Source organism: Paraburkholderia caledonica (assembly GCF_000383275.1).
Lineage (GTDB): Bacteria > Pseudomonadota > Gammaproteobacteria > Burkholderiales > Burkholderiaceae > Paraburkholderia > Paraburkholderia caledonica.
The window spans coordinates 207,380-223,804 of sequence record NZ_KB911040.1 but is presented as its reverse complement, the minus strand read 5'-3'; the positions used below and the strand labels follow the sequence as shown (position 1 = coordinate 223,804).

The following is a 16,425-nucleotide window of genomic DNA, read 5'->3' as shown; positions in this document are numbered from 1 at the left end:
GCAAACCCAGGCTCTCGCGAATAAAACGGGAGGCGCGCACAAGCGTCCGATTATGCCATGGGTTTTTGCGCTCAAGACCCGAATAAAGCCCGCACGCGCGCCAGATCCGCGGGCGTGTCCACGCCCGGAAGCGGCACCTCGGGCGTGATCAGGACCGCGATACGCTCGCCGTGCCACATCGCGCGCAATTGCTCGAGCGCTTCGACCTGTTCGATAGGCGAGATCGCGAGATCGGGATACGTGCGCAGGAACTTGGCGCGATACGCATACAGCCCGATGTGCCGATGAACCACCGCGGGCGCGGGCGGCACGGGCATCAACGCGACGTCGGGCCAGTGCGGCTGATAAGCGTCGCGTGCCCAGGGAATCGGCGCGCGAGAGAAGTACAGTGCCACGCCGCGCGCATCGAGCACGACCTTGACCACGTTTGGATTGAAAATCTCCGCCGCGTCGACGATCGGATGCGCGGCAGTAGCGATCGCGCAGTCGTTTCTTGCCGCGAGGTGCGACGCGACGCCGCACACGAGCGCCGGATCGATCAGCGGTTCATCGCCTTGCACATTGACGACGATCGTCTCGTCGCTCCAGCCGAATTGCGACGCAACCTCGGCAAGGCGGTCCGTCCCCGACGGATGATCGGCGCGCGTCAACACGGAGTCGAACCCATGCTCGCTCGCCGCATCGAGCACCGACTGCGCGTCCGACGCGATCAACACCTGCTGCGCGCCAGACTCGCGTGCGCGTTCGGCGACCCGCACCACCATCGGCTTACCGCCGATATCGGCGAGCGGCTTGTTGGGTAATCGGCTCGACGCCAGACGCGCGGGCACAACGGCGATGAACGGGGGCGTGGCGGGGTTGGTGTGATTCATCGGAGAGATGCGCGCAAGGGTGGAGAGGACGGGAGCAGGGACCCAGTGGGAGTGAGCCAGCAAACGCGGCTTGCGAAGGAGATAAAGCCCAAGACAAGGCCGATAACGCGTAGTCGACATCACCGGTGGCAGATCGACAATGCAACGGGCACAGAAACCAGCCCGCCGTGCATTCGCGCTCACGGCGCGGTTTGCGCTGCCTGCTGCCTTGCATTTACCGAAAACGCGGTCTGCGTGATATGCCCTTCGCTAGCCCGACCCGCGTTAGGCGACCGAACCCGGATTCAGGTCGACCGGCGTGCCTTCGACAGTTTGACGCGCCTCGTCGACCAGCATCACGGGGATGCCGTCGCGGATCGGATACGCGAGCTTGTCGGCGTTGCAGATCAGTTCCTGCGCGGCTCGATCGTAGCTGAGCGGGCCCTTGCAGATCGGGCAGACGAGAATTTCAAGCAGGCGAGCGTCCACGGACTTTCTCCACAACTAATGCAATGAGGCGATGATCGAGCGCGGCTTCAACGGGAACGACCCAGATGCGCGCGTCGCGCCAGGACCCTAATTTTACCGCATCCTTTTCGGTTATCAGGATGGCATCGGCTTCAGCGTCGGTGAAAGGATTGCGCTCGAAAGCGTAGTGATCCGGCAGCGCGCGAGTTTCAGGCGCAAGGCCCGCGGCGCGCAGCGTAGCGAAGAAACGTTCCGGCGCACCGATGCCCGCGGCGGCCAGCACCCGCTCGCCGCTGAACTGCGCGAGCGGACGGCGCAGCGCGGGATTCTCGAGATGCCACGCGTCGGCCGGTGCGAGTTGCAGCGAGAAGGTGTTCGGCCACGCAGGCAGCGCTTTCGCGTACGGGTCGTTGATCAGCGTGGCGTCGCGACGACGCGAGAGCGGCTCGCGCAGCGGTCCTGCCGGCAGCAGAAAACCGTTGCCGCCGAGCCGGTGATCGAATACGACCAGTTCGGCGTCGCGTGCGAGCCGGTAGTGCTGGAGGCCGTCGTCGCTGACAATCACGTCGACGTCCCGGTGCGCCGCGCACAGCGCCTGCGCAGCTGCCACGCGATCCGGGCACACCCATACCGGCGCGCCGGTGCGGCGCGAGATCAGCAGTGGCTCGTCGCCGCCGACACTTGCTGCCGATGCAGGCGTCACCGGCGTCGGGGTCTTCACGCGTGTGCCGTAACCGCGCGACACGACACCAGGATTGAAGCCGACGCCGCGCAACGCTTCGACTAGCGCGATCACTGTCGGCGTCTTGCCGGTGCCGCCAACGGTCACGTTGCCGACCACCACCACAGGCACGCAGACGCGCACCGACTTGAGCCAGCCGAGCGAGAATGCGGCGCGGCGCATCGCGGCAACTGCGCCGAACATGCAGGCAAGGGGCGTCAGCGACCATGCGAGCGGTCCGCGGTGTTGCCACTCGCGGGCAACTCGCGTTTCCAGGCGATCGAAAATTCCGCTCATCGGCAAAGCGGGCGAGCGAGCGGCGCGCCGCTCGCGGGTCGGTTGAGGTGCAGCAGCGGCGTGGAGGCGCCAGGGGCAATGCGCGGGACAGGCATGAACGCGATTCTCCGGACGGTCGAAGTGTGGAGCACGAGTTGGGCACAGGTCGAGCGCGAAAGGGCGCAGGCGGGTCGACACCGCGCCTAAGCGCCGCTCGGGTTTGCAGTGCTGTGCAACCCGCCACTCTAGCGCGCACGCGTCCCGGCCCGCAAGTCGCGGGCACTGGATCCTACGCCCCCATTTCGTTTAGCCGGTTATTTGCGGCCTGTGGATAACTTTGTGGAGAACTGCCCCGCCATCTGGCCGCGAGGGCCGTTGCAAGCGCTTCGCATCGGCAATCATTCTCATTGCCCATCAGTAAAATTCATATAAATCAACGAGATGGTTCGGATTTCCGTAGTGCTGCGGCCTCTTTGGCGGCATCGTCCTGGTAAGTCCCGACATGTGGACACTTTTGACATTTTGCGCGGCCCGCTGGACGCCGATGGCTGCTCGGTCTATCGTCTGTCCGGCCAGTCCCAACAGGTTTCCTTGCATGAATTCCGATAGTTCTTTTAATTCGCCGACGCTGCCCGGCGGCGAAGTCGTCGTTCCAGTTTCCGCTTTGAACCGAGCGATCGGCACCATGCTCGAACGCTCGTTTCCGCTCGTGTGGGTCGCGGGAGAAGTGTCGAATTTCACGCGTGCCGCGAGCGGTCACTGGTACTTTTCAATCAAGGACGCGCAAGCGCAAATGCGTTGCGTGATGTTCCGCGGCCGTGCGCAGTACGCGGAGTTCATGCCAAAAGAGGGCGACCGTATCGAAGTGCGGGCCCTCGTCACGATGTACGAGCCGCGCGGCGAGTTGCAGCTCAATGTGGAAGCGGTGCGGCGGACCGGGCAGGGGCGTCTTTACGAAGCGTTTCTGCGGCTCAAGGCGCAGCTGGAGGCCGAAGGACTCTTCGCCGCAGAGCGCAAGCGCGCGTTGCCTTCGCATCCGCGCGCAATCGGCATTGTCACCTCGTTGCAGGCGGCGGCGCTGCGCGATGTCCTTACAACGCTGTTACGTCGCGCGCCGCATATTCCGGTGATCGTCTATCCGGCGCCGGTGCAAGGCGTGGGCGCGAGCGCAAAGCTGGCGGCGATGGTCGATGCGGCCAGCGCGCGGCGCGAAGTGGACGTGTTGATCGTATGCCGTGGCGGCGGATCGATAGAAGATCTGTGGGCCTTCAACGAAGAAGTGCTGGCTCGCGCGATTGCAGAAAGCGCGGTTCCGGTGGTCAGTGGCGTCGGTCACGAGACCGATTTTACGATTGCCGATTTCGCCGCCGATATGCGCGCGCCGACACCCACGGGCGCCGCCGAACTCGTCAGCCCCCAACGCGTGCTGTTGTTGCGCGACCTCGATCATCGGCACGCCGCGCTCGCTCGCGGCTTCGGCCGGATGATGGAGCGGCGCGCCCAGCAACTCGACTGGCTTGCGCGCCGGCTCGTGTCGCCAGCCGAGCGTCTTGCTCGGCAACGCATGCACCTGCAGCAGTTGAGCGCCCGGCTTTCGTCGGCAGGCGCGCGACCAGTGCGCGACGCTCGAGCGCGTTTTTCGTTGCTGCACATGCGTTGGCAGCGCTGGCGTCCCGACCTCGCCGCGCATCAGGCGAAACTCGACAATCTCACGCAGCGGCTCGATGCCGCGCTGTTACGCCAACATGAGCGTCAGGTCGCGCGCATCTCGACACTGGCCGCACGGCTCGAAGTGCTGAGTCCGCAGCGCACGCTCGAACGCGGCTATGCCGCGGTGCTCGATGCGCAAACCGGTCGTGCGGTGCGAGCGCCGTCGTCGTTAAAGCCTGGCCGCCGCCTCACCGTGCATCTCGCAGAAGGCACCGCTGATGTCGCGCTCGCCGATGTGCAACCGCGTCTTGCGGACGGTTTCTGACATTGCGCTGACACCTTGCCGCGTGCGTACTTTTGACTGTGCCTGGCAGCGAATTCGGGTCTAACGCGAGCAGTAATTACGCGGTTTTGCAGGCCATTCGCCGATGCCGGACATAAAGTCCGTTCGTTTGCGGGGTTATTCCAAGTCGCCTACAATCGAGTGCTCTGAAGCGTTATCCGCAGACTCCCCACAACAGATACAGACTGAAGGAAAGCACCATGGAACATACGCTCCCGCCGCTGCCGTTCTCGAAAAACGCACTCGCTCCGCACATGTCGGAAGAGACGCTCGAGTTTCACTATGGCAAGCACCACCAGACCTATGTGACCAACCTGAACAATCTGATCAAGGGCACGGAGTTCGAGAACCTGTCGCTCGAAGAAATCGTGAAGAAGTCGTCGGGCGGCGTGTTCAATAACGCGGCTCAAGTGTGGAATCACACGTTCTTCTGGAACAGCCTGTCGCCGCAAGGTGGGGGCGCTCCGACCGGCGCGCTGGCCGACGCGATCAACGCCAAGTGGGGTTCGTTCGACAAATTCAAGGAAGAGTTCGCGAAGACCGCTATCGGCACGTTCGGCTCGGGCTGGGCATGGCTCGTGAAGAAGGCAGACGGTTCGCTCGACCTGGTGTCGACAAGCAACGCAGCTACGCCGCTGACCACGGACGCTAAGGCGCTGATCACGATCGACGTGTGGGAACACGCGTACTACATCGACTACCGCAACGCACGTCCGAAGTTCGTTGAAGCTTACTGGAACATCGTCAACTGGGAATTCGCGTCGAAGAACTTCGCGTGAGTCGACAGTGAGCGTAGCAACGATCCCGCGACTTAGTTAATGAACGGCGGCGTTGTTGTGCTCAGGCTCTAAGCTGGTTGCGATTTGAGCCTTAAGCGTAAGCAGAAATAGAAGCCCTCCGTGTGAGGGCTTTTGTTTTTATCGCAGGCTGAGATATACGGCTCGCGTGCTTACAGCAACTTTGTCACCGTTCGTAACCGCGCGAGTATAAAAGGGGCGCTGCTTGGGCCACTTGCGCGGCTTTGTGTGTCGGCGCAAAACATACGGTAACTGTTCGGTAAACATTGCGTGCGCCGATTGGTCTAACGTGTGTTCTCCCAATTCCCTGTTACTCGCGCCATCATGATTTCAAGTCTAAAACCGGTGCGCGCCGCGCTGCCTCTCGGGGCCGTTGCACTCGCGCTTGCACTGCTGGGCGGTTGCGCCGTCGTGCCGACGAGCGGTCCCTCGGTGGTGGCTCTGCCGCGTAGTGGCGAGCCGCTCAGTCAGTTCCAGCAAGACGATTACACATGCCGTGACTATGCGTTCCATTCGTCCGATGTAGCCGGCGCCTCGCAGAGCGCGACCACGAGCAGTGTCAACAGCGCAGCGATCGGCACGTTCGGCGGCGCGGCAGTCGGCGCACTGTTGGGTGCGGCGGCGGGCAACCCCGGCGCGGGCGCGGCCATCGGCGCGGGCAGCGGTTTGATGATCGGCGGTGCCGCCGGCGCAAATGGCGCGCAGTACTCGGCGAACAGCCTCCAGGCACGGTATGACGCAGCCTACGCGCAGTGCATGACGTCGAAAGGCAACACCATCTCGCAGCCGCAAGTGCCGGTCTACGCGCCGCAGCCCGTGTATGCGCCGCAGCCTGTCTACGTCGCTCCGCCGCCGCGTTATTACGGGCCGCCGCCGGTCATGTACTCGCCTTATCCGTACTACTGACTGTAGGTCTTGCACACGCGCGCATGAGCCGCGTCCGGCACATGCGCACATGGATGAATGCCGCGACCTATTCCGCGTCGCCGCTCCCCGCCGTCTTGCGCGGCCGACGGTTGCGTGACGACGCCGTTTTTCGCGCGGCTCTCTTCTTCGGCGCTGGCGTTTCCTCCGCGACGGCTGACGTTTCCGCAACTGGCGGCGCAGTTTCTGCGGCGCTGTCCGATTTTTGTGCTGCAGTCTTTCTCGCTTTCTTTGCGGCTGGTTTGCGCGGCTCGCGCGGCCGACGACGTTGAGCCTGCGCGTCGTCTGTCTGCTCTGCCTCCGCATTCGCGACTGCGTCAGCTTCAGTGGTCGTGACGTTGCCCGCTTGCGCGGCGGGTGCCTGAAGCAACTCAGACGAAAAATCCGCATGTGCCTGCGCGGGTGCCTGCCTCAAGTCGGCGTCCGGATCGCTTTGACTGGGTGCGCCGTAGTCGTCTTGTCGATCAGCGGCTCCGGCGGATTCGTATGGGCTTTCCGGTGCGGCTTCGCGCATGACTTGCTGGCTCGCTCCTCCTTTCCGGTTGCCACGGCCCCGACGACGCTGATCATGCTTACCGCCCGTCTCGGCTGTCACCGTTTCAGCCGCCTGAGGCTCGACAAGCTGTTCACCCACCTGCGCGGTATCGGCACGTTCGCTCGCATGTTCGGTCGCCTGCTCGCCCGCACTTTCTCCGAGCACGTTCGAGACCGTGCTCCGGTACACATAGGCGCCTGACTTCTCGTCGCGGCCGAATTCCAGCAGTCCGCGCGCGTGCGCCTCCTCCAGCAGATTGCCGAACGCGCGAAAGCCATAGTAGGTCTCGTTGAAATCAGGCTTGCGACGCTTGATGGCGTTTTTCAACACTGACGCCCAGATTTTTCCGCTGTCGCCGCGCTCGGAAGCGAGCGCGTCGAACGTTTGCACTGCAATCTCGACGGCTTTAGTGCGACGCTTTTCGAGGTCTTCCTTGCTGCGGCTTTTATCTTCTTCCTGCGATGGCTTGCCGGTCGGCTGAGCCGCCTTCTGCGGTCGCGACGACTCCCGCTTCGCAACCGTCCGTTGACTTTCCCGGACGAGGTCGTCGTAAAAAAAGAACTCGTCGCAGTTTGCGATTAGCAGGTCTGACGTGGATTGCTGCACGCCGACCCCGATCACCTGTTTCGCGTTTTCGCGCAGTTTCGACACAAGCGGTGAAAAGTCCGAGTCGCCGCTGATGATCACAAACGTATTGACGTGCGATTTGGTGTAGCAGAGGTCGAGCGCGTCGACGACCAGCCGGATATCCGCGGAGTTCTTACCCGATTGGCGCACGTGCGGAATTTCGATCAATTCGAAGTTGGCCTCGTGCATTGCGCCTTTGAAACTCTTATAGCGATCCCAGTCGCAATACGCTTTCTTCACGACGATGCTGCCCTTGAGCAGCAGACGTTCGAGCACCAGCTTGATATCGAACTTGTCGTACTTCGCGTCGCGCACGCCCAGCGCGACATTTTCGAAGTCGCAGAAGAGCGCCATGCTGACGGTTTCATTGGATGACGCCATGTAAATCTCCATTGAAGCGCTCGTCGATGTCGACGAATCGCGACCATGATAGCGATTCCAGCGAAGCTGATCAGCTTTTGTCCAAACAACGCAGTTCAACGCGCCGACCTACAGATCGTGACGTTTGTCTGGCGCGGCAGGAAACGGGCTTAGTGCCGCCCGTGTTTCCAATACCTCGTCCACCAGGCCATAGGATTTTGCCGCGAGGGCTGACATGAAATTGTCGCGGTCTGTGTCACGCGCGATTTCCTCGATGCTTCGCCCCGTCCGTTCGGCCATCATCGCGTTCAGGCGTTCGCGCAGATAGAGCACTTCCTTAGCCTGAATGTCTATATCTGCCGCCGTGCCTTGGCTACCGCCCGAGGGCTGATGGATCATGATGCGTGCGTTAGGCAATGCGTACCGTTTGCCGCGTTGGCCAGCGCACAGCAGGAACGTGCCCATGCTTGCAGCAAAGCCGGTGCATAGCGTCGACACTTCCGGCTTGATGAACTGCATGGTGTCGTAAATGGCCAGACCGTCGTACACGGAGCCGCCCGGCGAATTGATGTAAAACGAAATATCCTTGTCGGGGTTCTCGGATTCGAGAAATAGCAGTTGCGCCACGATAAGACTGGCCGACTGCTCGTTCACGGGCCCCACGAGAAACACGATGCGCTCGCGCAACAAACGAGAATAGATGTCGTAGGCGCGCTCACCGCGACCGGACTGCTCTATGACGGTTGGGACGAGCCCAAGATCTGTGACGGATGCGTAATTGGAATGCATTTTTGCCTCGCGGAAGTGGGCTGCTGTCCCTATGACGCTCCGGCTGCCGGCGGCGTGACATAAATATTTTTTGGCGCGCCTGTCACGCAACGTATCGCCCAAGCGTCAAGCTGCAATGGATGCCCTTTTTGCGGTGAGCAAGCCAAAGCATCCTGCATATCAGCGCACGCGCTTTTCATCACGCACGATCTGGAGGTCAACGCATGACAGAACACGAAATCGACAAGGCATCCAGCTTCGGTGCGGTGCGCGCCCGTCTTATCGCATTGGCGTACCGCATGCTGGGCAGTCGCGCGGAGGCAGAAGACATCGTGCAGGACGTCTGGCTGAAGTGGCATCTTGCCGACACGCGTGAAGTGCAAACGCCGGCGGCGTGGCTGACCACACTGACCACGCGCACGGCGATCGACCGTCTGCGAAATGTGCAGCGCGAGCGGGAATCGCAGGCCACCGGCTGGTTGCCGGAGCCTTGGCTCGACGAAGTCGCACCATCCGCTGAAGAACTCGCCTTGCGTGCCGCGGAAATGTCGTATGGCGTGATGCTGTTGCTTGAGCGTCTCAAACCCGACGAGCGCGCGGCGTTCGTGCTACACGAAGCGTTCGATTGTGACTATGCCGAGATCGGCAAGATCCTGGAGCGTACGCCTGCAAGTTGCAGGCAGATTGTCCATCGGGCAAGAGTTCGTTTGCAGCGTGCGGGCGCGCCGTTGCAAAGGCCCGACGCGCAGGCGCACGCGCGGATCGTCGAGCGTTTGCGCAGCGCGCTGGAGGCGCAAGACCGGGCGAGCCTCCTCGACCTGTTTAGCGACACGCCGGTAGTCGTTAGCGACGAGCCGGAGTTCGGGGCGCTGAATGTGGTGGCAAGTTCGCCTGCACCTTTGGCTACACCTCTGGTCGCACCTTCAGTCACACGTGGGGGTGCGGACGCTGTAACAAACTCGCCGGGAATACCGGCACAGGCGAGTGCCCAAGCACCTGGCTGCGAGCACGAATCTACATTCGGCTCCACATTCGGCGATTGGATTGAGAAGGTGACGTCGCTGGCGGGGCAGGCGAGCCACGTCGAACTGGTGTCGGTGGGCGGAGTGCCGTCCATCGCTTTCCTTATCGAAGGCGAGGTCGTCGCGCTGATCGACGTCTCTACAGAAGACCCGTACAACAGCCTCACAAGCGCCGAAAGGCGCAGTCGGGCACAGGGCCCGGTCTGCAACGCGACCAACAGCGCTCAGAAGATCGTTTCGTTGCACGCGGTAACGAGCGCGTCGCGACTTCAGGCCGCCAACCGCGTTTTAGGCCGCGCAGCGGTCACTGAGTTGCTGGCGCGAATCACGCGCAACCCGGCGCAGTCAGTTGCGATGGGCCGCGACTTCCCAGTTGATGTCTACGCATAGCACTTGTGTGCCCTTCGGCGTATGCGCGGCGATTGAGGCAGTCACACACAAGTGCGCTTCGTTGATCGAAAGATAGGGAGGTGTTAGATGCACCTGACCCGGCACACGCATTGCCTGGATGAAATACGGCCGCCGCTCCCAGCTTGCTCCCTCCGAATGCAGCAGTGGGCGGAAGCGTTTGGCGCGTTGCGATGCGCGCCCTGGAGGCAGCACGTTGTCGCCGATCTGCCGTCCTGAGCCGTCCAGAATGAAGCAGCGTGCTGTCTCGCCGAGTTTCAGCAGCGGGGCAGTCGCCTCGGCAGCAGGCCGCCCAGCCACAAGCTCGGCGGCTGCCGTTTGGAGCGCAGTCACGTACGGCGCGAGGCGCGTCGCCTGCGCGCGCTCACGCGCAGCAACCCGCTCACGCAACGCCGCTGAAAGCGAGTCCATCAAACCTGCAGCGGTTTGCGGCTTGACCGCATCGACGCTCGGACCTGCAAAGAAGGCGCCCTGCACGAAATCGACGTTGCATTCGAGAGCGATCAGCGCATCGCGTTCAGTAGTGAGGCCACCCATCAGCACCAGTTGGCCGGACTCATGCAGCAGCGAGACGAGGCCGGGCAGCACGCGTTCAATGTGCGAATGCTCGCTGGCCTGGGCGAGAATGCAGCGATCGAGCGTGACAATGTCGGGGCGCAGGTTCCAGACGCGGTCAATGTTCGAGTGCTTGGCGCCAAAGCCATCGAGCGCTATCAGGAAGCCTGACTTGCGGAGCGCGTCGATGATCTCGGCAAAACGGGTTGTTTCGCCGCCCGCCTGTTCGGACACTTCCAGGACTACGCGTTGTGGCGGCAAACCCAACGCCTTGAGGCCGGCCAGAAGTGCGTCGCCATAACTGGTGTCCATCAGTGCGGCCGGGTGAAGGCTTAGGAAGAGCCATTCATCGTGACTGTCGAACGCGTTGAAGTTGCCAAGGTGAAGTGATTCGGCCAGCCGACCCAGCTCCAGCAGGTCGCCGCGGCGCGCGGCTTGGGTGAAGACCTCGTGCGAGGGTACTTGCACCGCGTGCTCGTCGTGCGCGCGCAGCGACGCGTGATAACCGATTGCGCGCCGGTGCGATACCGAGAAAACCGGCTGGAACACGCTGAAGACGGTGTAGCCGCCGTATAGAACGGTGCGCCGGGAGCCTTCGTCGCCGGCCATCGGGCGGGGAGGCTGGAAACCGGGAGGATCGAGTTCGATCATGCTCATCATGTCAGTCGTGTGAAGGGCGGCGCGATCGCATGCTCGATGTGGGTGTGCATGCGCGATACGTAAGTTTACAGGATTGAAGAGCAAGATCTATGCGCGTGCAGAGATGCTGCGTGTGCGCGCGATTGCCACGAGGGATCGGAAACATTGTGCGCCAACCCGGGCGCTCGCGCGATAGTTCGCACTTTGCTGGTGCGGGGAGCGCCCTGCGGCAGAGCCTGCGTTAGCAGCCACGCTGCCGCTGAGACAGCATGGCAGGCGCTCTGCGTGGAGTTGTGTCAGGTGCTCGGACTGCCGTCGGCGACCAACAGCTAACGTCGCTGACTGCCATCAACTATCGCCCCCGAGCGACAGCCAACGCCCCGACGAACGCCCCAACCAACGCCCCGACGAACGCCCCAACCAACGCCTCAACCAACGCCTCAACCAACGCCTCAACCAACGCCCCGACGAACGCCCCAACCCACCCCCAGCCCCCGCAAGCCAACCCAAAAAACTCACGTGCGCTCAGAAGGGTCCGTCTTCTTCGCGGGCGTCCGGATATCAGGCGACAACTGCGCGAAGATCCACGCCGAACCCGCGGTGATAATGCCGACGCACAGGAACGTCGCATGAAACGCGGGCAGCGAATTAGCGGCTGTCACGCGTGGCAAGAGGCCCGTGAACGTGGCGAGCAGGGCGCCGGCCACCGTCACGCCGAGGCTCATCGACAGCATCTGGACGAGCGAGAACAAACTGTTGCCGCTGCTTGCGCCGCCGGTTCCGAGATCCTTCAGCGTCAAGGTGTTCATCGCGGTGAATTGCATCGAGTTGACTGCGCCGAACAATGCCAGTTGCACAAGCCTCAACCATAACGGCTGGCCCGCGCTGGTGAGCGAGAAGCTCGCCATCGTCAAGCCGACAAGAATTGTGTTGATCATCAATACGCGGCGATAGCTGTACTTAACGATCAGCGTCGTCACGAGGCGCTTGGACGCCATGCCCGCAGCCGCGACGGGCAGCATCATCATGCCGGCTTCAAAAGCGCTATAGCCAAGGCTCACCTGCAATAGCAACGGAATCAGATACGGCATCGCGCCGCTGCCTATCCGCGCGAATAGATTGCCAAGCAGTCCGACGCTGAAAGTGTGGATCTTGAACAGATCGAGCGGAAAAATAGGCGATGGCTCACGCACCGCGTGCAAACCGTAGGCGACAAAACACGCCAGGCTCAGGATCAGCAGCACGAGCACGGTCGCGTGTTGAATGCCGAATTCGGTGCGTCCGTCGAGCGCGGACGAAATTGCCACCATGCCGGCCACGAGCAGAAGGTAGCCTTTGACGTCGAACTTGCCGACCTGTTCGTTACGGCTATCCGGCATGAAGATGAATGTGGCGATGCATCCGGCGATGCCCACAGGCACGTTGATCAGAAAGATCCAGTGCCAGGATGCGATCTTAACCAGCCAGCCGCCAAGCGTCGGGCCAATCAATGGACCGATCAGTCCGGGGATGGCAACGAATGACAGCGCCGGCAAATAGCGCTCGGCCGGAAACGTCCGCAGCACGGCAAGCCGCCCGACCGGCAGCAGCATCGCGCCGCCCACGCCCTGCACGATGCGGAACACCACCAGTTGGTTCAGCGTATGAGCGTTCGCGCACAGCAACGAGCCGACCGCGAAAACCAGGATCGCGCTGAAGAACACGCGTCGTGTACCGAGTTTGTCGGCGAGCCAGCCGGACACGGGGATCATCACGGCCATCGTCAGTGAATAGGCGATGACGACCGACTGCATGCGCAACGGGAGTTCGCCGAGGCTCGTTGCCATCGCTGGGAGGGCGGTGTTGACGATCGTCGAATCGAGCGTCTGCATGAAGAAGCCAGTCGCGACGAGCCACAGCATCACCGTCAGTGAGCGGGCGGAAGGGGCGCTGGCTGAGACGGTTGCCGAGGCAGGCGGAGTTGGCGGCGTGGACATGAAGTAGCGGCTAGGCGCAAGGACGGCAGGGACCCGCTATTCTAGGGAAAAGCAGCCGACGACGCAGGGAGGTCAAGGCCCGAGCCACGCACGGAGGACAGGTCGTGACGTGCTGACGTGCGCGGCGGGGTTAGATGCAACGCAGTGAGGCCGCGGAGTCAGACGCGACAGAATCACGCCAGCCGCGCAACGAACCTCAGCCAACAACCCCAAGCCAACAACCCCAACCCCGCAACCCCAACCCCGCAACCCCAACCCCGCAACCCCAACCCCGCAACCCCAACCCCGCAACCCCCTCACCCCCGCAACGCCGCCGCCGCCCGAAAAAACGCTTGCGCCCTCGGCTCTTTTCCGAACGCGGCGTGAATCCTGATCCACGGACTCTGCTCCATCCCCGGCCGGAAATAGCTGCCCGGCGCAACGGTCACGCCCAAAGGCGCACCGCACTCCACTAGCCGCTCCGCGTTGTCCACATGCGGCACGCGAGCCCACAGAAATTTGCCTCCGACCGGTTTCTCGAACACCTCCCAGCCGGCATCTTCGAGCGTTTGTATCGTCGAGCCCAGCGCATCGCGCATACGACGCCGCAGTCGCTCGAGATATTTGCGGTATGCGCCGCGCTCGAGCAGCGACGCTGTCACCGTCTCTGCAAAGAGCGACCCACCGATGCTAGTCAGCATCTTGATATCGACGAGATCCTTGATGATCGCGTGGCTCGCCACGACACAGCCGACGCGCAACGACGACGACAGCGTCTTCGACAATCCGCCGATATAAATCACGTGTTCCAACTGATCGAGCGTCGCGAGGCGGTCCGTGATGTCGGCCTGAAAGTCGGCGTAAATGTCGTCTTCGATAATCGTGAAGTTGTGCTCGCGCGCGAGTTGCAGCAGACGGAACGCCACCGGCGGGGCAACGGTCGTCCCGGTCGGATTGTGGAACACGGTGTTGATGAAGAATAGCTTCGGCCTATGCCGCTTCAACTGCGCCTGCATGACGTCGAGGTCCGGGCCGCTCCGCGTACGCGGAATGCCGATCAGCCGGACGCCGTGCAGCTTCAGCAGGCCATACAGGTTGTAATAGCCGGGATCCTCGACGAAGATCGTGTCGCCCGCCTTCAGCATGTAGCGCATCAGCAGATCGAACGCCTGGCTTGCGCCGTTCGTAATGAGAATCTGCGAAGTGTCCGCGCGGATACCCAGTTGCGCGATTCGTGCCTGCAAGTGCTCCCGCAAGCTCAAGTTGCCGAGCGGCGTTGCGTAGTCGACCATGCTCGCGGGATCGGTGCGCAACACGTGTCGTATCGCCTGGGCGATGTTGTCGGTGTCCCGCCACGGCTCGGGAATGAAGCCGCTGCCAAGTTTGAGTGTTTCGCCGGGATGGTTGAACTGCTGGAGCAGGTGGTCGGACTCGTCCTCGGCGCGGCGCGGGTCCGACGTGCCGTCGCACTGCGAGCCGCCCGGCGGCCGGTCGGCCACGTAGAAGCCCGAGCCGTGGCGCGAGTCGACGTAACCGAGCGACACGAGCCGGTCATAAGCCTCGATCACCGGAAAGCGGCTCACGCCATAGTCGGCTGCGAACTGGCGGATCGACGGCAATTTCGAGCCGGGATGCGCGGCGCGCGAGCGGATCCACGCGGTCACGCCCGCGACGATCTGCTCGGTCAGCGGCACGCCGTTGTCTCTGTCCAACTGAATATCGAGTCGCATACGGTTTCCTTCGCGAACGCGTTGGGCGGCGGGCCAACGGGGCTTTCGCGCGCCAACTGTTCGGTTTTTCAACTGCACAGTTCCGACGAAAGTGTTCGGAACTGTGCATGGGTATTCGATCATCGCACGTCAATAATCGATACAACAGAGAAGCCCTTTTGAAGGAGAACGGCAATGCGTGAAGTGCGGATTTTCGAACTGGAACATGAAGAGCCGGCCGCGGCCTGGCATGTTGCGCGCCCGTCTACTTTCAAGGTGATCTCGGGTGAGATCTGGCTGACGGTCGAAGGCGACAGTGAAGACTACTGGCTTGCCACGGGTGAATCGATCGAGTTGCCGCGCCGGGCCGTGGCATGGATTAGCGCCGGGCGTGATGGCGCGCGCTTCGCGCTCGCAAGCGGATCGGAGCGCGGAACCATCAAGCCGATGCTCGGTTCGCCGACACCGAACTGGCTGCCGCGCTGGCTCGGCGCTGCCTGACAGATGGAACCGCAGAAATACCGGCAGAAGTGCCGGCAGAAGTACAGGCGCGAGGGGCGGCTTCCCGCCGCTCAAGCCTCGAGCTCGCCAACATAACGTGCTCGCGGCCGGATCAGGCTGCCGTCGCGCGCCTGTTCCATTGCGTGCGCAATCCACCCGACCACTCGCCCCACAGCGAAAAGTGTGAAGGCGGCGCCCGCCGGCAAGCCGAGCACACGCTCGATGGCCGCAAGCGCGAAGTCGACGGTCGGCTCCGCGCCGGTCGTATCGCGCACCACTCGCGCGAGCGCCAGCACCTGATGGAGCGGCGAGCGGGCCGGCGCACAGTCTTGCAACAAGTCCAGCAGAAGCCGCGCGCGCGGGTCGCCTTCCGGATAAAGCGGATGCCCGAAGCCCGACAGCACCGGCCCTTGCGTGCCTTGCTCGTGACGCGACAAACGGGTAGCCAGGTAACGATCGAGATCGGCGGCGCGTGAGGCTTCGTCCAATAGCGCGGCAATGCGCACGGTTTCTCCGCCGTGACGCGGGCCCGCAAGCGCGGCGAGACCGCCCGCGACCGCGCCGAACAGATGAGTGCCCGTCGACGTGATGCAGCGGACCGTGAACGTCGACGCGTTCAGTTCGTGATCCGCGCACGCGACAAGCGCCGCGCGCAGCAGCCCCGCTTGCTGACGGCTGCGCACCTGCCAAGCCGTTGCCAATTGCCGATGCAGTGGTGCATTCGACGGCGGCGCCGAGATCATTGCGGCGGCCAGCAGCCGCATCACGGCGCAGGCGCTGTCCAGCTGCGCATCGCGACCGAGCGCCCACACCCGCGGCATTTGCGCCGCCGCCGCAGGCAACAGAACAAGCGCGCGATCGAGCGGCGTATTGTCGCCCCACAGCTTCAGCCACGTGGCCCACTGAGCGGCGGCGATCGGCACGGCCGGCGCATCTGCAATGCGCGCCGCGCTGCACTCCCACAACAACGCGGCGACGTCTTCCAGCGATTCAGTGCGCGCGAGCGCCGTCGCATCATGCCCGCGATACAGCAGGCGTCCGTGTGCGACCAGCGTGATCGACGATTCGAGCACCGGCACGCCCCAGTCCAACACTTTCTGCGCGACTTTGCCCGCGCGTTTGCCGTCTTCCTTGCGCCGCGCGAGCCGCCGCACCTCGCGCGCGTCGTAGCGGCGATGCTTGCCTTGTGCGTCCGGCGACGAGGTCAGCAAGCCCCGGCTCACATACGCATATAGCGTGGCGAGGCCGATGCCGAGTTCGGCGGCGGCTTCGCGGGCGGTCAACGAGTCGGGCAAAGGCATAGGAATGCGCGGCAA

15 protein-coding genes are annotated in these 16,425 nt (G+C 63.0%); 5 read left to right on the top strand and 10 right to left on the bottom strand.

Annotated elements, in window-relative coordinates; translation table 11 throughout:
• Positions 1 to 71: 71 nt before the first annotated feature.
• The 4 genes from kdsB to H281_RS36930 form a co-directional block, all read right to left on the bottom strand.
• Positions 72 to 872 (bottom strand): 3-deoxy-manno-octulosonate cytidylyltransferase, encoded by an 801-nt coding sequence (kdsB, locus tag H281_RS0121170; protein ID WP_020069153.1) that lies wholly within the window; start codon positions 870 to 872, stop codon positions 72 to 74.
• A 264-nt stretch (positions 873 to 1,136) separates the two neighbouring features.
• Positions 1,137 to 1,340 (bottom strand): Trm112 family protein, encoded by a 204-nt coding sequence (locus H281_RS0121165; RefSeq protein ID WP_007180583.1) that lies wholly within the window; start codon positions 1,338 to 1,340, stop codon positions 1,137 to 1,139.
• Positions 1,321 to 2,337 (bottom strand): tetraacyldisaccharide 4'-kinase, encoded by a 1,017-nt coding sequence (gene lpxK / locus H281_RS0121160; protein ID WP_020069152.1) that lies wholly within the window; start codon positions 2,335 to 2,337, stop codon positions 1,321 to 1,323. The genes H281_RS0121165 and lpxK overlap by 20 nt, the downstream gene beginning before the upstream one ends.
• A 393-nt stretch (positions 2,338 to 2,730) precedes the next feature.
• Complete coding sequence (locus tag H281_RS36930) at positions 2,731 to 3,003, bottom strand: hypothetical protein (protein WP_164701914.1); 273 nt, start codon at positions 3,001 to 3,003, stop codon at positions 2,731 to 2,733.
• Between H281_RS36930 and xseA the strand changes: the two genes are divergently transcribed.
• The 3 genes from xseA (at position 2,912) to H281_RS0121145 (ending at position 6,012) form a co-directional block, all read left to right on the top strand.
• Entirely contained in the window at positions 2,912 to 4,291 is a 1,380-nt protein-coding gene (gene xseA, locus H281_RS0121155; RefSeq protein ID WP_020069151.1) for an exodeoxyribonuclease VII large subunit, read from the top strand. The genes H281_RS36930 and xseA overlap by 92 nt on opposite strands.
• 218 nt (positions 4,292 to 4,509) lie before the next feature.
• A complete protein-coding gene (gene sodB / locus H281_RS0121150; protein WP_020069150.1) occupies positions 4,510 to 5,088 on the top strand; it encodes a superoxide dismutase [Fe] in 579 nt (192 codons plus the stop codon).
• A gap of 342 nt (positions 5,089 to 5,430) precedes the next feature.
• Complete coding sequence (locus tag H281_RS0121145) at positions 5,431 to 6,012, top strand: glycine zipper family protein (RefSeq protein WP_020069149.1); 582 nt, start codon at positions 5,431 to 5,433, stop codon at positions 6,010 to 6,012.
• A gap of 67 nt (positions 6,013 to 6,079) precedes the next feature.
• Here the strand turns inward: H281_RS0121145 and H281_RS0121140 are convergent, their stop codons facing one another.
• Both H281_RS0121140 and clpP read right to left on the bottom strand, forming a co-directional pair.
• Entirely contained in the window at positions 6,080 to 7,573 is a 1,494-nt protein-coding gene (locus tag H281_RS0121140) for an NYN domain-containing protein (protein WP_027804818.1), read from the bottom strand.
• 108 nt (positions 7,574 to 7,681) lie between these two features.
• Positions 7,682 to 8,341: an ATP-dependent Clp endopeptidase proteolytic subunit ClpP gene (clpP, locus tag H281_RS0121135; protein ID WP_020069147.1), complete on the bottom strand. Its 660-nt coding sequence runs from the start codon at positions 8,339 to 8,341 to the stop codon at positions 7,682 to 7,684.
• A 203-nt stretch (positions 8,342 to 8,544) separates the two neighbouring features.
• Here clpP and H281_RS0121130 point away from each other — a divergent pair, with 203 nt between their 5' ends.
• Positions 8,545 to 9,732: a sigma-70 family RNA polymerase sigma factor gene (locus tag H281_RS0121130; protein WP_020069146.1), complete on the top strand. Its 1,188-nt coding sequence runs from the start codon at positions 8,545 to 8,547 to the stop codon at positions 9,730 to 9,732.
• Here the strand turns inward: H281_RS0121130 and H281_RS0121125 are convergent.
• From H281_RS0121125 to H281_RS0121110, 3 genes are all read right to left on the bottom strand, one after another.
• Positions 9,688 to 10,962 (bottom strand): EAL domain-containing protein, encoded by a 1,275-nt coding sequence (locus tag H281_RS0121125; RefSeq protein ID WP_033379648.1) that lies wholly within the window; start codon positions 10,960 to 10,962, stop codon positions 9,688 to 9,690. The genes H281_RS0121130 and H281_RS0121125 overlap by 45 nt on opposite strands.
• 497 nt (positions 10,963 to 11,459) lie before the next feature.
• Entirely contained in the window at positions 11,460 to 12,845 is a 1,386-nt protein-coding gene (mdtD, locus tag H281_RS0121115; RefSeq protein ID WP_033379634.1) for a multidrug transporter subunit MdtD, read from the bottom strand.
• Between the two features lie 371 nt (positions 12,846 to 13,216).
• On the bottom strand, positions 13,217 to 14,629 hold the full coding sequence (locus tag H281_RS0121110; protein WP_020069141.1) for an aminotransferase-like domain-containing protein: 1,413 nt from the start codon (positions 14,627 to 14,629) through the stop codon (positions 13,217 to 13,219).
• A gap of 174 nt (positions 14,630 to 14,803) precedes the next feature.
• Here H281_RS0121110 and H281_RS0121105 point away from each other — a divergent pair, with 174 nt between their 5' ends.
• Positions 14,804 to 15,109: a DUF2917 domain-containing protein gene (locus H281_RS0121105; protein WP_020069140.1), complete on the top strand. Its 306-nt coding sequence runs from the start codon at positions 14,804 to 14,806 to the stop codon at positions 15,107 to 15,109.
• A 71-nt stretch (positions 15,110 to 15,180) separates the two neighbouring features.
• On the opposite strand, the gene H281_RS0121100 is transcribed toward H281_RS0121105, so the two are convergent.
• Positions 15,181 to 16,410 carry a citrate/2-methylcitrate synthase gene (locus H281_RS0121100; protein ID WP_020069139.1) on the bottom strand — a complete coding sequence of 410 codons (1,230 nt, stop codon included), beginning with the start codon at positions 16,408 to 16,410 and terminating at the stop codon, positions 15,181 to 15,183.
• Between the last annotated feature and the right edge of the window lie 15 nt (positions 16,411 to 16,425).

What these genes read in the sequence shown, in the direction of transcription:
- H281_RS0121125 (WP_033379648.1), bottom strand. Translation starts at nt 10,962, where the DNA reads ATGAGCATGATCGAACTCGATCCTCCCGGTTTCCAGCCTCCCCGCCCG.
- H281_RS0121130 (WP_020069146.1), top strand. Translation starts at nt 8,545, where the DNA reads ATGACAGAACACGAAATCGACAAGGCATCCAGCTTCGGTGCGGTGCGC.
- clpP (WP_020069147.1), bottom strand. Translation starts at nt 8,341, where the DNA reads ATGCATTCCAATTACGCATCCGTCACAGATCTTGGGCTCGTCCCAACC.
- sodB (WP_020069150.1), top strand. Translation starts at nt 4,510, where the DNA reads ATGGAACATACGCTCCCGCCGCTGCCGTTCTCGAAAAACGCACTCGCT.
- H281_RS0121140 (WP_027804818.1), bottom strand. Translation starts at nt 7,573, where the DNA reads ATGGCGTCATCCAATGAAACCGTCAGCATGGCGCTCTTCTGCGACTTC.
- mdtD (WP_033379634.1), bottom strand. Translation starts at nt 12,845, where the DNA reads ATGCTGTGGCTCGTCGCGACTGGCTTCTTCATGCAGACGCTCGATTCG.
- lpxK (WP_020069152.1), bottom strand. Translation starts at nt 2,337, where the DNA reads ATGAGCGGAATTTTCGATCGCCTGGAAACGCGAGTTGCCCGCGAGTGG.
- H281_RS0121105 (WP_020069140.1), top strand. Translation starts at nt 14,804, where the DNA reads ATGCGTGAAGTGCGGATTTTCGAACTGGAACATGAAGAGCCGGCCGCG.
- xseA (WP_020069151.1), top strand. Translation starts at nt 2,912, where the DNA reads ATGAATTCCGATAGTTCTTTTAATTCGCCGACGCTGCCCGGCGGCGAA.
- H281_RS0121100 (WP_020069139.1), bottom strand. Translation starts at nt 16,410, where the DNA reads ATGCCTTTGCCCGACTCGTTGACCGCCCGCGAAGCCGCCGCCGAACTC.
- kdsB (WP_020069153.1), bottom strand. Translation starts at nt 872, where the DNA reads ATGAATCACACCAACCCCGCCACGCCCCCGTTCATCGCCGTTGTGCCC.
- H281_RS0121145 (WP_020069149.1), top strand. Translation starts at nt 5,431, where the DNA reads ATGATTTCAAGTCTAAAACCGGTGCGCGCCGCGCTGCCTCTCGGGGCC.
- H281_RS0121110 (WP_020069141.1), bottom strand. Translation starts at nt 14,629, where the DNA reads ATGCGACTCGATATTCAGTTGGACAGAGACAACGGCGTGCCGCTGACC.
- H281_RS36930 (WP_164701914.1), bottom strand. Translation starts at nt 3,003, where the DNA reads ATGGTGCCGATCGCTCGGTTCAAAGCGGAAACTGGAACGACGACTTCG.